Source organism: Rothia sp. HMSC08A08, assembly GCF_001808385.1.
GTDB classification, from domain to species: Bacteria; Actinomycetota; Actinomycetes; order Actinomycetales; family Micrococcaceae; genus Rothia; species Rothia dentocariosa.
The window spans coordinates 42,451-55,517 of sequence record NZ_KV793057.1; the positions used below are offsets into that span (position 1 = coordinate 42,451).

The 13,067-nt window shown below is 49.6% G+C and carries 12 protein-coding genes, 2 tRNA genes and 1 other RNA gene; 4 read left to right on the top strand and 11 right to left on the bottom strand.

What is annotated here, in order from left to right:
- Window positions 1-188 precede the first annotated feature (188 nt).
- The 3 genes from HMPREF3164_RS02135 to msrA form a co-directional block, all read right to left on the bottom strand.
- Entirely contained in the window at window positions 189-956 is a 768-nt protein-coding gene (locus HMPREF3164_RS02135; RefSeq protein ID WP_239661835.1) for a DUF6318 family protein, read from the bottom strand.
- A gap of 129 nt (window positions 957-1,085) precedes the next feature.
- On the bottom strand, window positions 1,086-1,850 hold the full coding sequence (locus tag HMPREF3164_RS02140) for a DUF6318 family protein (RefSeq protein ID WP_070448628.1): 765 nt from the start codon (window positions 1,848-1,850) through the stop codon (window positions 1,086-1,088).
- 134 nt (window positions 1,851-1,984) lie between these two features.
- Window positions 1,985-2,509, bottom strand: a complete 525-nt coding sequence (msrA, locus tag HMPREF3164_RS02145) for a peptide-methionine (S)-S-oxide reductase MsrA (RefSeq protein ID WP_070448629.1) — start codon at window positions 2,507-2,509, stop codon at window positions 1,985-1,987.
- Between the two features lie 134 nt (window positions 2,510-2,643).
- Here msrA and HMPREF3164_RS02150 point away from each other — a divergent pair, with 134 nt between their 5' ends.
- The gene (locus HMPREF3164_RS02150; RefSeq protein ID WP_070448630.1) at window positions 2,644-3,534 is read left to right on the top strand and encodes a Nif3-like dinuclear metal center hexameric protein; all 891 of its coding nucleotides are present in this window, start codon (window positions 2,644-2,646) and stop codon (window positions 3,532-3,534) included.
- A gap of 169 nt (window positions 3,535-3,703) precedes the next feature.
- Here HMPREF3164_RS02150 and HMPREF3164_RS02155 read toward each other — a convergent pair whose 3' ends face one another.
- Together HMPREF3164_RS02155 and HMPREF3164_RS02160 are read right to left on the bottom strand one after the other, a co-directional pair.
- Complete coding sequence (locus HMPREF3164_RS02155; protein WP_238382316.1) at window positions 3,704-4,462, bottom strand: S-layer homology domain-containing protein; 759 nt, start codon at window positions 4,460-4,462, stop codon at window positions 3,704-3,706.
- Between the two features lie 271 nt (window positions 4,463-4,733).
- Window positions 4,734-5,519: a YaaA family protein gene (locus HMPREF3164_RS02160; protein WP_070448631.1), complete on the bottom strand. Its 786-nt coding sequence runs from the start codon at window positions 5,517-5,519 to the stop codon at window positions 4,734-4,736.
- A 65-nt stretch (window positions 5,520-5,584) separates the two neighbouring features.
- On the opposite strand from HMPREF3164_RS02160, the gene rnpB reads away from it, so the two are divergent.
- An RNA gene (gene rnpB, locus HMPREF3164_RS02165) (RNase P RNA component class A) lies at window positions 5,585-5,974 on the top strand.
- 85 nt (window positions 5,975-6,059) lie between these two features.
- On the opposite strand, the gene def is transcribed toward rnpB, so the two are convergent.
- From def to HMPREF3164_RS02185, 4 genes are all read right to left on the bottom strand, one after another.
- A complete protein-coding gene (def, locus tag HMPREF3164_RS02170; RefSeq protein WP_004004524.1) occupies window positions 6,060-6,632 on the bottom strand; it encodes a peptide deformylase in 573 nt (190 codons plus the stop codon).
- Window positions 6,633-6,693: 61 nt separating this feature from the next.
- Window positions 6,694-7,887, bottom strand: a complete 1,194-nt coding sequence (locus HMPREF3164_RS02175; RefSeq protein ID WP_070448632.1) for an acyl-CoA dehydrogenase family protein — start codon at window positions 7,885-7,887, stop codon at window positions 6,694-6,696.
- A 64-nt stretch (window positions 7,888-7,951) separates the two neighbouring features.
- Window positions 7,952-8,024 (bottom strand) — tRNA-His (locus tag HMPREF3164_RS02180).
- A 133-nt stretch (window positions 8,025-8,157) separates the two neighbouring features.
- Window positions 8,158-8,820 (bottom strand): single-stranded DNA-binding protein, encoded by a 663-nt coding sequence (locus HMPREF3164_RS02185; RefSeq protein WP_070448633.1) that lies wholly within the window; start codon window positions 8,818-8,820, stop codon window positions 8,158-8,160.
- Between the two features lie 384 nt (window positions 8,821-9,204).
- Between HMPREF3164_RS02185 and HMPREF3164_RS02190 the strand changes: the two genes are divergently transcribed.
- A complete protein-coding gene (locus tag HMPREF3164_RS02190) occupies window positions 9,205-10,110 on the top strand; it encodes an HNH endonuclease family protein (protein ID WP_048754295.1) in 906 nt (301 codons plus the stop codon).
- 104 nt (window positions 10,111-10,214) lie between these two features.
- Here the strand turns inward: HMPREF3164_RS02190 and HMPREF3164_RS02195 are convergent.
- Together HMPREF3164_RS02195 and mptB are read right to left on the bottom strand one after the other, a co-directional pair.
- Window positions 10,215-10,287: transfer RNA gene (locus HMPREF3164_RS02195), tRNA-Arg, on the bottom strand.
- A gap of 172 nt (window positions 10,288-10,459) precedes the next feature.
- Window positions 10,460-12,103, bottom strand: coding sequence for a polyprenol phosphomannose-dependent alpha 1,6 mannosyltransferase MptB (gene mptB, locus HMPREF3164_RS02200; protein ID WP_070448634.1), 1,644 nt, complete (start codon window positions 12,101-12,103; stop codon window positions 10,460-10,462).
- A gap of 255 nt (window positions 12,104-12,358) precedes the next feature.
- Here mptB and orn point away from each other — a divergent pair, with 255 nt between their 5' ends.
- Window positions 12,359-12,994 (top strand): oligoribonuclease, encoded by a 636-nt coding sequence (gene orn, locus HMPREF3164_RS02205; RefSeq protein ID WP_048779816.1) that lies wholly within the window; start codon window positions 12,359-12,361, stop codon window positions 12,992-12,994.
- The last annotated feature ends 73 nt before the right edge of the window (window positions 12,995-13,067 follow it).

The window sequence follows — 13,067 nt, forward strand, 5'->3', positions numbered from 1 at the left end:
ACCGGTTCAAATCCGGTTGGGGTCACACTAGGAAAAGAGAATTCCCCGGTTCAGGCGAACCGGGGAATTCTCTTTATCTTTATAAATGCCAAGGGGGTCAGGATTTTCTAAAAGGCACTTATATAACCTTTTCAGCAAAACCTAACCTGCTCGCGTCATAATGTGAATAACCAGAAACGGGGAGCAGCCTACTTATTCTCCCCGCCCGCACTCGCAGACCCTTGCGCACTGGCAGAAGCACCCGCTGCGGCAGGAGCACGGTGCACCATACGCCACGTTCCCTCAAGATAATGAGCCGTCACCTGGCCCGAGACAGCCCCGCTCGGCACCTTAAAAACCTCAGGAAGCGGCTGCGAACGGTTCGTCGTCTTCGTATACACCGCAGACTCCCGATTAACCTTCATCGTTGTCTTCCAGGTATAAAATCCGTTCTTCTCATCCTTCGTTGGGTGATCTGTATCCAAAGACATCGTCAACGGGTTCTGCACGCCAGTCACCCAGCCAGTCTCTGAAGCGTACATATCCTGCATGAAATCGGCAATAGTTGTGTAATCGCCCGTATGATCAATATTCGTGAAATAGTTACCGTCACCCGTCAAAAGCATATAATTCAAAGTCGCGAGCCAGTAGGTTACAAAGGCATGTAGGCCCTCAACCGAATCTTCACGCAGTTTCGCGGGTTCCACAGGAACAGGAACATGCTGCGCCGGATGCTCCTGCGTGCCGGGCTCAAATTCACCAGACGATCTGTAGTTCTCCAACTTCAACTCGCCCTTAAAACTAGGGCCAGAAGGGGTAGCAGATGCAGAAGCAGCCGAATGTGATGGCGATGTAGCCTTGGCAGATGCGCTAGCACTTGGCGCCGCATCCTTGTTCTGCGACGAGCACGCGGTAAAAGTAGCTATAAAACCGGCACCTACAACAGTGAAAGCGCCACGACGCGACATTGAGCTCATGAGAAACCTTCCCATCAAAAAACGTTTCCGCCTGCGCGAAAAACTTCACAAGAATAGAACGTAAAATATATACGTTCTCTATAAAATCTACCGGTAAAACCCTAGCACACCTAAAATGTGTAGAGATCTCTAAGGAGCCTTAGTGCCACCGGGCGAAGCCTGCGAGCCGTCGTCCTTGAGCATACGCCATGCGCCGTTCTCATATTGAGTGATCACCGAGACCCTAGACCCAGACTGCATAAGGTCATTAAGGGGGTAAGTCTCCTGAGTCTGCGAATTATAGATTTCAGTACCTTCACCAAACTCAACGGTAGCAATCCACATATACGATGTTTCACTCCGCGGATTCTTCACCGGTTTTGCAGAGTTGAGTGAAATTTTCATAGTATGCTGTTCCCCAAGAACCCACACTACACCGCTGTCGTATAAGGCTTTATAAAGATCAATACTTTCGGTGTAATCGTCAGCCGGATCAGCTTTACGCGACAGAGCACCGTCACCCGTTAAGTAAAGATAATTTTGTGCCTCAACCCAGAAGGCAATGAACGAATACATGCCGTCCACAGACTCTTCATGCATATTTTCTGGTTCCACAGGAGCCGGTACGTTCTCTGCCTTATGCTCGCGGGTGCCCGGTTTGAACTCACCTTTAGAATCGTATTTCTCTAGTTTTACAGGTCCTTGATAGTTCTTCCCAGAACTTTGCAGGCCCTCCGATGCTGATGGGGAAGCCCCCGCAGCCGAGGCTGCGCTCTCAGCAGATGCGGTACCGCCGGGCGATGGAGAAGCATCATTACCTGCCGGCTGAACCTTTGGCGCACAGGCAGTAACCGTTGCCGCTGTGAGACCTGTACCGGTCAAGCACACAGCTTGGCGACGTGAAACTAGAGTCATGATGCCCTTTCAAATCTGTACTAATTCCATCATAACGTCATCCTGCACGTGAAACATGGAAAATTTCTATTTCTCAAGGACAGATTTACGGGAGTTCAAACTCTCCGTGGGAATAATAATGGTCTGATCTGTATTTAGTCTTTCAAAAGATGAGCATATTGTTTGCGTACTTTCACTACCTTAGGCCCAACTACTATGGAACAGTACCCCTGGTAAGGGTTCTTTGCGTAGTAATCCTGGTGGTATCCTTCTGCTTCCCAAAACTCAGTCAACGGCTTAATCTCGGTGACAACTGGGGCGTCGAAGAATGACTGGGCTCGCTCTTTCGCAGCCTCAAATGCAGCCTTTTGTTCGTCAGAGGAATACAGCAGCACGGAACGGTACTGCGAACCACGGTCGGCACCTTGCTGATCCCAGCTTGTGGCATCATGCGCGGCGAAGAAAATATCCAAAATCGCGTCTTCACCTATAACCGATTCATCAAAATCAACCCGAACAACCTCGTGATGCCCCGTCGTTCCCGAGCATACAGACCGATAATCGGGGTTTTGGGTGTGCCCGCCCGCATACCCGCATACGCTTGCTTTCACACCCTGGAACTGCCGAAAAACAGCGTCAATACACCAAAAACAACCGCCGCCAACAACAAAGCTTTTCATAAGGCCTCTCCCACAAATAGATGTACATTCCTTTACAGCATAGCTGTATCAACTATTATTCCCCGTCCTACCCGATGTCTGCTACGGGACGTGTAATAGCTCGTCTTTCTGCTGCTAGATGCCACAATAGAATCATGACAACACCTACGCTATCCCACATTGTTGATACTTTTCATGGCCTGTATCCGCCGCACCTTGCCGCTAGCTGGGATTCTTCCGGGCTAGTTTGTGGGCGTTTACAGGCACCCGTCGAACATGTGCATTTTGCGGTTGATGCCATATCAGCAACCGCCCAAGAAGCTGTAAATCTTGGGGCCGGTCTTCTTATTACTCACCACCCGCTTCTTTTGCGTGGTACCAGCTTCATACCCGACTCCGATTACAAAGGCAACGTGCTCCATACTCTCATTGAAGGTGGATGTGGCCTGCTCGGTGCGCACACCAATGCTGATGCCGCCGTCGCCGGTGTCAACGAGGCTCTCTGTGAAGCGCTTAATCTGCAAGGATACGAACCGCTGACTGATCAGCAGCAACAGGAACTTGTGGGCGAGGAATATAGCGTTGGAACAGGCCGTGTAGGTGTTCTTGCCCGCCCTCTTACATTGCAGGAACTCTCTAAAGAACTAGCTGCTGCTCTTCCCGCAACAGCGGGTGGGCTGCGCGTTGCGGGATCCCCACAAAAACTTATTCGTCGTGTTGCTCTCTGCGGAGGTGCCGGTGACTCTTTGTTTGAAGCCGTGCGGGCGTCTGAAGCAGATGTCTATATCACCGCAGATTTACGGCATCACCCCGCCAGCGAGTTCCGTGAACAAGAACTTGTGCGAGGTACTGATACTGCGCTTATTGACTGCTCGCATGCTGCAAGTGAATCTTTATGGTTGAACCGTGCCGCAGAACGTCTGCAAGAAACCCTAGCGGACCAAGGATACAGTATTGAAATTTCGGTATCCTCACTAAATACCGACCCCTGGGATTTTCATGTAGATACCGGACCAATTGCTGGTTCAGCAAGCACACCTCGCTAAAAATATTCAGAGCAGCTCGACGGGACTTCTAAAATAAATGTGAGAAAAATTTATATTTTGTAGCATTACTATTTTTCCTGAATAGTATTTTGGTGATAATGCAACGGTATAAGTATGGCGTGCCCCTTATTGTATTAGGAGCACGCCATACTTTTCTAAAATCCGATTGTTAATGTTTCATATGTGCATAACGATAAATAAACGCCGCCATTGCTTCACGTGAAATAGGCTCATAGGGATGGAAAGAACCATCTGACCACCCGGTCGTAATATCTGTGCTGCGAAGCCAGGTAATCTCTTTATAGAAAGGCTCGTCTGGGCTCAAATCCCAGAAAGGAGAGACAGCAGGTGCCTCGAACTGAGGGCTGCCCGCAAAGCGGTAGAAGAACGCCGCCATAGCATTACGATCTACCAGGTCATGCGGGCGGAAAGTTCCATCAGACCAGCCAGTGGTAAGACCCTGCTGATGGAACCAGACCATTTCCTTGTACCACATATCGTTAGGAGAAACGTCTGTGAAAGGCGACTTTTCGGGAAGATCAACTTGCGGGGAGCCTGCCAGACGATAGAAATAAACAGCTATACCCGAACGCTCAATATAATCTTTCGGGTGGTATGTGCTATCGGGGTAACCAATCGTGATTTTACGGTTAAAAAGCCAAGTAATCTCATTATAAAAAGCAGAAGATTCAGGAACGTCAATAAAACGTTTCTGGGGCGAAACGGTCTGCGGAGTTGCGTTACCTTCCACCTGATTTAGGGTCGAGAGATCTTCCTGTGCAATAACGGCAGGCTGCCCCTGAGAATCGGTGGTTTGGGGTTGCTGAGTCTCTGCAAAGACGGGGGTGCTAGGCGCAAGAGTAGCGCCAACTAGGGTAAGCGAGCATATAGTTGTGGGAGCTTTACGAAGTTTAAAAGTGAAAGACATACAATAATCCATCATGGCTAGTGCGATATGACTCCCTACAATGTACCAGGGATGTCATATATGGTAAAGGAGCTTCGAAGATATTTATAAAACTGTTATAAACCTTGTGGGAAAATTTTCTGGACACATTCTTAGAAAATGTGCCGGGTATGCAGAATCTATTTCCTCCACACTTCGAAATTAAGAACAACAGTTCTTTCCCAGGGTGTTGATAGCGGGAGAATTCTCGTAGATACCAGAAGAGTACACACTATATTCACACCTGAAAAATCTATTCACGGATAAGAAGGGTCAGTGTTCCTGCTTTCTTAGGTGTCGGTAAGGTACATTCAAGGTCCCAATCGCGGTCAAGCGCCTCTAAGAATTCTGAAATGCCCGCTGTGCCTTCAAAAGGTCGCTCAGCAAGGGTATGAGTGATCACGTAACGCGCTAACTTTCCGCGATAATGCTTTGCCATATGTGAGACAACCTTGCGTGAACCATCTTCTGCAACGCGTTCAACACGAACCGCTAATGTCTGGGCTGACGGCGATACCCACGATTTTGCGTAAGCGCTGGAGCGGCAGTCAAGAATGAGCTGCCCCTGCGCGTATGCGGTCAAAGCATTCCCCAAAACTCCGCGCCAATATGTAGCCAGAGCACCTATAGCGCCAAGCTTGGTTCCCATAGACAGCCGATACGCAGGAATATGATCCTCAAGTTGCACCACACCCCATAAAGCAGATGAAATAAGAACGGACTTCTGAGCCAACTTCCGTTCATCGGGGGAGAAACTGGCGTAATCCAGCGCCTCAAAGAGCACACCCGTATAGACTTTAGCTGCCGAATGCGCCGGTTCCTCCACTAACCGCGTGTTTCGTTCAATCTCCGCCGTGAGTGATGCACCCACCCCGAGGACATCTAGAGCGTCTTCCTGAGCGGAAACTCGCATGAGTTCTTCCAGCACATCTTCACGTTCGGTTGTGAGCTCTGGAAACGATAACTCGGCAAGATTAACTGGTGCGTGTGTGCGAGGCGCAGGGGTCTTACCCTCAGAAGGAGGCAGAAGAATCAGCATGCTTCTTATTCTACCGGGCAGAAATAGAGCAGCGATAATAACTCCGCTAGAATAGAAGGCTGAAGCAGGGTGCCTGGGCAATCGCGAGATACCTCTTCTGAGGGGTATGTCGAGGAAAGTCCGGGCTCCACAGCACAGCATGGTGGATAACATCCACTCGGGGTAACTCGCAGGCTAGTGCCACAGAAAGTAAACCGCCTCATCGAGGTAAGGGTGAAAGGGTGGTGTAAGAGACCACCAGTGGGCGCGGTGACGTGCTCAGCTAGGTAAACCCCATGCGGAGCAAGGCCAAACAGAACACGCCATGATAGGGTAGTGCGCCCGAGCCTGCGGCGCGTGTTCGGGTAGGCCGCTTGACGCTTATGGCAACATAAGCCCTAGATAGATGATTGCCTCAGGTACAGAGCTTTCATCGGTACCGATGACAGAACCCGGCTTATAGGGCACCCTGCTTCTCATGACGCTCGTATACAACACCGGTGCGCCTAATTCTGTGTATCAAGAATCAGGCGCACCGGTAGTGTGGATGATTTTATGTTTTTAATGTCCGAACGGGTCAGGATCTACACCGGGCATCCAACTATTACCCTCAACAGTCCAGCCTTCGCGTTTAACAACTTTCTTCATGCGAGAGGTCCATTTTTTATTAAGACGATTCACATATAGTTTTCCATCAAGGTGGTCGGTCTCATGCTGCATACAGCGGGCAAACCAGCCGGTTGCCTCAAACCTGAGCGGATTGCCTTCGACATCAAATCCATTGACAGTAACCCACTCAGCACGTTTGAGGGGAAAACCGTAGCCTGGGAACGAAAGACACCCTTCTTCTTCGTCATGGGGGTCGGGCTCTGCCGCGGACACCTTGCCGAGAGTTAGCCTGGGATTAACGATGCACCCGCGGGGAGTAACACCATCTTCATTTTCCATCTGATAGGTAAAAACTCGTAAACCTACCCCGATTTGAGGAGCCGCGAGACCCACTCCGTGGGCTGCATCCATAGTTTCATACATATCGGTAACAAGAGCTTTGAACTCATCGTCAAAGGCCGTGACTGGAGCAGCCGGTCGGTGTAAAACGGGATTGCCATAAATAACAACAGGGCGAATAGCCACAGGTAAATCCTTCGTTCTCGAAATCACAAAGTAAAGAGCTGTTGATAGAGTATATTGGCGTCTACTCAGCGAGTAGGTCAAATCCTATGTTATCGCGCAGAAGCTCGTTTGTACCCCCAAAAATAGGCAGTAGCCGTGCCGCGAGGAACGCTTGGGCTACAGGATGCTCATTAATATAGCCGTAGCCGCCGAAAAGCTGCAGACACCGATCGGTAATTGTGCAGGCCTGTTCAGAGGCAAAGACCTTGGCTTTAGCGGCGTCCTCAGCGGTAAGCTCCCCAGCGTTAAAAGCCGCTATAGCGCGTGCCACGTAGAGTTCGGAAAGTTCGGTATTCATGAGAGCATTAGCTAGTTCAAAACGGGTATTCTGAAAATCTGCCACACGAGACCCAAAAACCTTACGTTCTTTTACATACTCTAGTGTGGCGTTGAGAGTAGTCCTGCTGATGACAGCGGACGCAGCGGCAATCGCTAAACGCGCTTGGGGCAGATGCTGTTTGATATAGGTCAAGCCTTGACCGGGCTCACCGATAAGGTTCTCAGCGGGAACACGTACATTCTCGAAGAATAGTTCGGCAGTGTCTGAGGCTCGAATACCTATCTTGTCGAGCTGTCGCCCCGGGGTGTAACCATCAGATTTTTCGACGAAAAAGAGGGAAAATGAATCCTCAGAAGCACGTTCAGAGGAACCATCAGTGCGGGCCAACACGAGGGCTGCATCCCCCGAAATACCGGATCCGATAAAAGTCTTCTGCCCGGTGAGAAGGTAAGAGTTCTCATCACGTACTGCGGATGTGCGGCATGCACGCAGATCAGATCCTGCACCTGGTTCTGTAAAAGCGCATGAAGTCACGAGGTCACCGCTTACCATTTGAGGCAGCCAACGTTCCTTTTGCTCATGTGTACCGCATGCGAGTAAATAGGGGAGCACCAGATCTTGTTGAAGATGCACCGCGAGCGCAAACCCATATCCTCCAACGGCTGCGAGTTCTTGGGTTAGAACTAATTGATACTCGTAATCGGGCAGATGGGCTCCGCCAAATTCTTCGGGGACCGCAAGTCCTAATACTCCTGCTTCTCCGGCGGCTTGCCATACTGAGCGAGGCATAATATGTGCTTGTTCCCATTCGGGGTAGTGAGGGGTTATTTCGTGTGCCACGAATTCACGGACTGCTTCTCGGAACAGCTCATGGTCTTCAGAAAATGTCAGAGTTGATTGCACAGAAAATCCTCTTTCCTCAGGGGAATAAAACATATAAAGTCTAGTAGGTAAAGCTATAGGGCCGCTATGGGGATTACCATAACGACCCTAGTGACGGGGTGATCGACGGGGGTTGAACCCGCGACCTCCTGGACCACAACCAGGCGCTCTGCCAACTGAGCTACGACCACCATGTACATCATGCGGTTTCCCGCGCGATTGCAACGGATACTACTCTACATGAGTTCGATAACTTGTGACAAATCAATTCAAGGTGATACGCGGCACGCTATATGCGGTTTTTAGAAGTTGTGATGTTGAATTCTAGAAGGGTGCCATTTCAGATATTTGATCGCTTTGTTTCTCATACTCAAAACTATTTGTAGGTTCTGAAGATTGTTGAACAGTCTGGTGCGTATCTGTAGATGCTGAAACAGTGTTTTTGGGTTGTGAAAATTCCCGTTGAGGTGAAGATGCTGTTCCTCGTGGTCCAGTTTCTTGAAGGGCGCGGTTTAGGTATTGCTGTGTACTCGATGGTTGTTGGGGAGCGGCATGGCCGTCCTGCGATACATCCTTCTGAATCGGGTTTGTTGTGTCATCCTGAGTGTGGGATTGCGTGCCGCTGTGCTCTACAGCGCGTGAGAATGTGCTGGTGCCGAAGGTAAGGTCAAGACCGATGCTGCTGGCATCAACTTCGACGGATGCACCTTGAGAACCGTCTTCGCGCTGCCACTGTTGTGTGCGAACGCGCCCGGTGAGGAGTACGGGACTTCCCACTGTGAGGGAGGCGGCAATATTTTGTGCCAGCTTGCGGTAGGCGCAGACAGTGTACCAGCTTGTTTGTCCCTCGCGCCAGGAGTTTGTTGCTGAGTCAAACCAGCGTGGCGTGCTTGCCAACCTAAAATTGACGACTGGAATTCCGGTCGGAAGTGTGCGTAGCTGTGGGGCGGTTGCGGTAAACCCGCGTAGGATAACGGTATCAGCCATGATAGAGCTCCCTGAAATGTTAGGTGGTGTGTTATTTAGATAATGTGCGTCCCCTGTCAGAGTGGGGCGCGGTTTTTCTAGTGTGCCTCAATGTAGTGTGATAAAGAGAGCGTTGTATGTGCACATGTGGATAGCCTATCTGAACGGGACAAGAATTCTGATCCTGTGGATAGACAGGAGAGGCGGGGAACTTCTGATACGTGTCACAATATTGGTAAAGAAAACCCTTTACCTCTGGATTTCTTTCTAGCTCTATAAACCCCTATCCTTGTAGTGCAATACCGGTGAATTCGGTTTTAGCATGAGATTTTTTATCATTCGTAAGCTTTATGAGCGCACTAAATCTAACAGCATATCTATGCCGTAGACGTACTGGAGAACATCGTGACAAAGTCTAAAAGGCCTCCTACGCCGAATCTTCGCGATTTTAAGAAGATTGCCGATGTAGACCCGCGCAAGATTTTGCCTCCAGATATGGATCCTAAGAACAAGCGTTTTCTCTATACTGCTTTGGCTATTCTTGTGATCATCGTGCTGATTATTGCCGTTATCTATATTGGGCGGCATAGCCAAGGCGGGCTGTTGGGTAACCCTAGTGCCTCATCTTCTGCTACAGGGGACGGCGAAGAGCAGAACGTCAAAACTGAGTCTCTGGAAGAGGTCAAGAACCCGCATGATGCGGTTGATCCAGCCACAGCATATGCACCTAACTTATCGACGGCGAAGAAGGAGCTTGCTGCCCTGCCTGTGAAAGAGCGGGCATCAAAAGCCGGGTATACGCGTGAGCAATTTGGTGCTGCCTGGGACGATGTCGATCATAATGGATGTAATACTCGTGATGATATTTTGCGTCGTGATTTAACAAATATTCGTTTCAAAGCGGGAACTCGTGCTTGCACCGTACAAACCGGAACTCTTGACGATCCTTATACCGGCAGGACAATCGAATTTAAACGAGGTAAGAAGTCTTCAAGTGCCGTTCAGATCGACCATGTGGTGGCGCTTTCGAATGCGTGGCAGACCGGGGCTCAAGATATTGGCGAGGAAAAACGTCGTGAGCTCGCGAACGACCCCGAGAACCTGGTAGCAGCAGACGGGCCCGCAAATATGCAGAAATCTGATGCCGATGCTTCTGATTGGCTTCCTGGCAATACGGCCTACCGATGCACATATGTGGCGCGGCAGGTGCATGTAAAAGCAAAGTATCAGCTATGGGTCACTGCCGATGAAAAACGCGTTATGGAGAACGTGCTGAACTCGTGTAAAGACACGAACCCTGTGAAGAAATAACGGTACACACCTGTTTGCAAGAATGCGCAGGTGGTTACGGGGTTATCGGTACAAGCACAAGCGCCGCTCCCTCAATTTGAGGGAACGGCGCTTGTGCGTACAGGTACCCCAGGAGGGAATCGAACCCCCGACCAAGAGATTAGAAGGCTCCTGCTCTATCCTCTGAGCTACTGAGGCATGCATTTCACTGTCTTCGATATCGGTGTGAAATACATTTATAGAGTACACCGAAAAGTCACATTATGGTAAACGAACTCGAAAAATGACACAAATTTATGGAAAAAATCCTGAATCGCCATAGCCTGGTTCCGCGCCATGACAGGGGTTTACCCCCAAGTGTTCGTCGAGCTTAATGTTTTTGTAATATTTGACGGGTGCGCCGCGCACGGAGCCTTTCACGTGTCTGAGGGAAGAGCTGCCACCACATCCGTGTGATAGTTCGCTTTACCTGATGCGGATGGAAGCTCAAGTACACCATACGTCGCGTTGCCGGGTCTAACGCCATCAGATAGACGATATAGGCCAGACAGATCAAAATGGCGATAAGACGCGCCATTCCCTGGTTGAAATCGTTCAGATATGGTGAGATATACAGCTGATCACATACCGCATACGCCATAAAGAACAGGGTTGTCACGAAGTACCACATCAGCTGGAAGTGAGAGCGCAGACCTGTCGCGGCGATCATAGGAACAGCCCAGAGAATGTACCATGACTGAATCATAGGGCTGAAAAAGAGCATGGCGAGAATCGCGAGACCTGCGTATCGCACCACGTTACGGTATCGACCGACAAATGCGAAGCTTAACGCGCTCAGGATGCCTAGAAGTTTGCCAATATTCTCAAGAATTTTCTTGACAGCATCGAAGGAATCACCGTGTGCGAAAAGCCCAATGAAACCGATCACTAAGCCGATGGGAGTGTACCAAATGTACTGACCGCCCGTAGTAGATAGCGCGCTGACCCAACCGAAACCAAGGTCGCTTATGTAACCTAAAATAGCGAGCTCGGCAAGAAGAATAATTCCTGAGATAAACCAGATAGTGAATTTGCGTACCCAGCTGGCGTTATTACCCGCCCACAGCAAGCCAACAAAGGGGAGCACCACAAGTGCTAGAGGCTTCACCCCGACGCCGAAAGTCACCATCGTAACGCCAAGAACGCCACCATAGACATTGGGGTATCGCTTCGCAAAGTAGAGACCTGCAAGCATAAACATGGTCATCAAGGAATCGTTGTGACCACTCGCTATGAAAGAAGCTATGAACAGGGGATTAGCGCCTACCTGCCAGAGCGCTCGCGTTTGATTATATTTGTAAAGCTGTGCGAGTTTTACGACAAAGAACAAAATGCCGATAACGGCGAGGACACTGACAAGACGAAACAAGAAAATGGCGAGATCGATATTTCCATCGACGATGCGAGCGATGAATTCTTCGATTTTGAGTGAGATAGGCCCGTAGGGCGGAGGAGACTCAGCCCATTGCGGGTCCGCACCATTTTGCATGAAGTTCGCTATCTCAGAAACCCCCTGTTTATAGGGGTTCAGTCCGTGAGCCATAACCATGCCCTGCCCATAGTAGGAAAACATGTCGCGGCTGTAAATAGTAAGAGCAAAAACCTGGGGCAGTGACCAGCAGGTAACAATTGCGATCATCCACCTGAGCGAAGAATTATTCCAGGTACCCATCTTCTGGTAGATACGCAGCCACTCACGGCACATAATCATGGCACCTAGTGAAAGCGCGATAATACAAACGATTACCCACGAAACTTCATAACGTATAGTGCGTATCAGATTGTTGCGCCAAAAACCTGAGCTATCTGCAATCCAACCAACGCCGTATGAGCTGAGAGTGATAAGAATAGAGCCAAAGGCACCCAGCAGTAGCGTGCGAAGACGGTTACTGTCAATGTACTTTTGCAGACGCGGCGACGTTGCGGTGGGCTTTGTAAAAAATCTTGACCGCCACTGCATATACCGCGTTTTCATGCGTTAGGAATCCCTTCACTAGGGGTTTTAGCTCTACATCCAATACGCTCTCCATAATACCCGAGCACCTTCATTGTCTCCTGTGTGAAACCCACAAGACTACCGTTCTTCGCACGTGTTTTAGGTCGCGTGTGGAGAAGGTTTAATTCTCATATAGGTCACAATCAAACTTTTTAGGGCGGTAGATACAGAAAATAAGAAAGCTATGAACTGCTGTAGCTGGGAGAGTACGTAGAAAATCTGTAGAGTTAAAGCGTGAGTATTTCAAGTGAACGTATTGTATGGATTGACTGCGAAATGACCGGGCTCGATCTTACACAGGATGCACTGATTGAAATAGGTGTTCTTGTGACGGATTCTGACCTCAATATTTTGGGTGAAGGCGTGGAGCTCGTGATCAAACCCGGTTCTGAGGCACCCGCTGGCGCTCTCGAGAACATGAATAGCTATGTGCGAAATATGCATGAGTCTTCGGGGTTATTAGAGGACCTTGAACACGGCGTATCTATGCATGAAGCGCAGGAAGCAGTTCTTAAATACGTCAAGAAGTATGTTCCTGTAGCGGGCAAAGCGCAGTTGGGCGGAAATTCAGTCGGCATGGATAAACGCTTTTTGGAGCGCGATATGCCAGATCTTATGAAGCATTTGCACTACCGCGTAATTGATGTATCGACGATCAAAGAACTCGCTGCTCGCTGGTACCCGGCTGCTCGTCATAATGCGCCAGTTAAGACCGGAAACCACCGTGCTCTTGGAGATATCAAAGACTCGATTGATGAACTCAAATACTACCGTCGCGCAATTTTTGTTCCAGATGCGCCGGATGCGATTACCGCAGCTCGTATAGCTCGCGACGTAGAAGTGGAACGTCAGACTCTTGAAAAGGCGTAAGAGATACGCCCTCTTAGGCTCTGAAAACGTGCTTCGATAGAAGCTCGTAGTTGCCCACCGCTGCAGCATCTGC

Bases quoted from the DNA above. Each gene is read 5' to 3' on its own strand.
- HMPREF3164_RS02135 (WP_239661835.1), bottom strand. From the start codon at position 956: ATGAGCTCAATGTCGCGTCGTGGCGCTTTCACTGTTGTAGGTGCCGGT.
- HMPREF3164_RS02140 (WP_070448628.1), bottom strand. From the start codon at position 1,850: ATGACTCTAGTTTCACGTCGCCAAGCTGTGTGCTTGACCGGTACAGGT.
- msrA (WP_070448629.1), bottom strand. From the start codon at position 2,509: ATGAAAAGCTTTGTTGTTGGCGGCGGTTGTTTTTGGTGTATTGACGCT.
- HMPREF3164_RS02150 (WP_070448630.1), top strand. From the start codon at position 2,644: ATGACAACACCTACGCTATCCCACATTGTTGATACTTTTCATGGCCTG.
- HMPREF3164_RS02155 (WP_238382316.1), bottom strand. From the start codon at position 4,462: ATGTCTTTCACTTTTAAACTTCGTAAAGCTCCCACAACTATATGCTCG.
- HMPREF3164_RS02160 (WP_070448631.1), bottom strand. From the start codon at position 5,519: ATGCTGATTCTTCTGCCTCCTTCTGAGGGTAAGACCCCTGCGCCTCGC.
- HMPREF3164_RS02175 (WP_070448632.1), bottom strand. From the start codon at position 7,887: ATGTTTTATTCCCCTGAGGAAAGAGGATTTTCTGTGCAATCAACTCTG.
- HMPREF3164_RS02185 (WP_070448633.1), bottom strand. From the start codon at position 8,820: ATGGCTGATACCGTTATCCTACGCGGGTTTACCGCAACCGCCCCACAG.
- mptB (WP_070448634.1), bottom strand. From the start codon at position 12,103: ATGAAAACGCGGTATATGCAGTGGCGGTCAAGATTTTTTACAAAGCCC.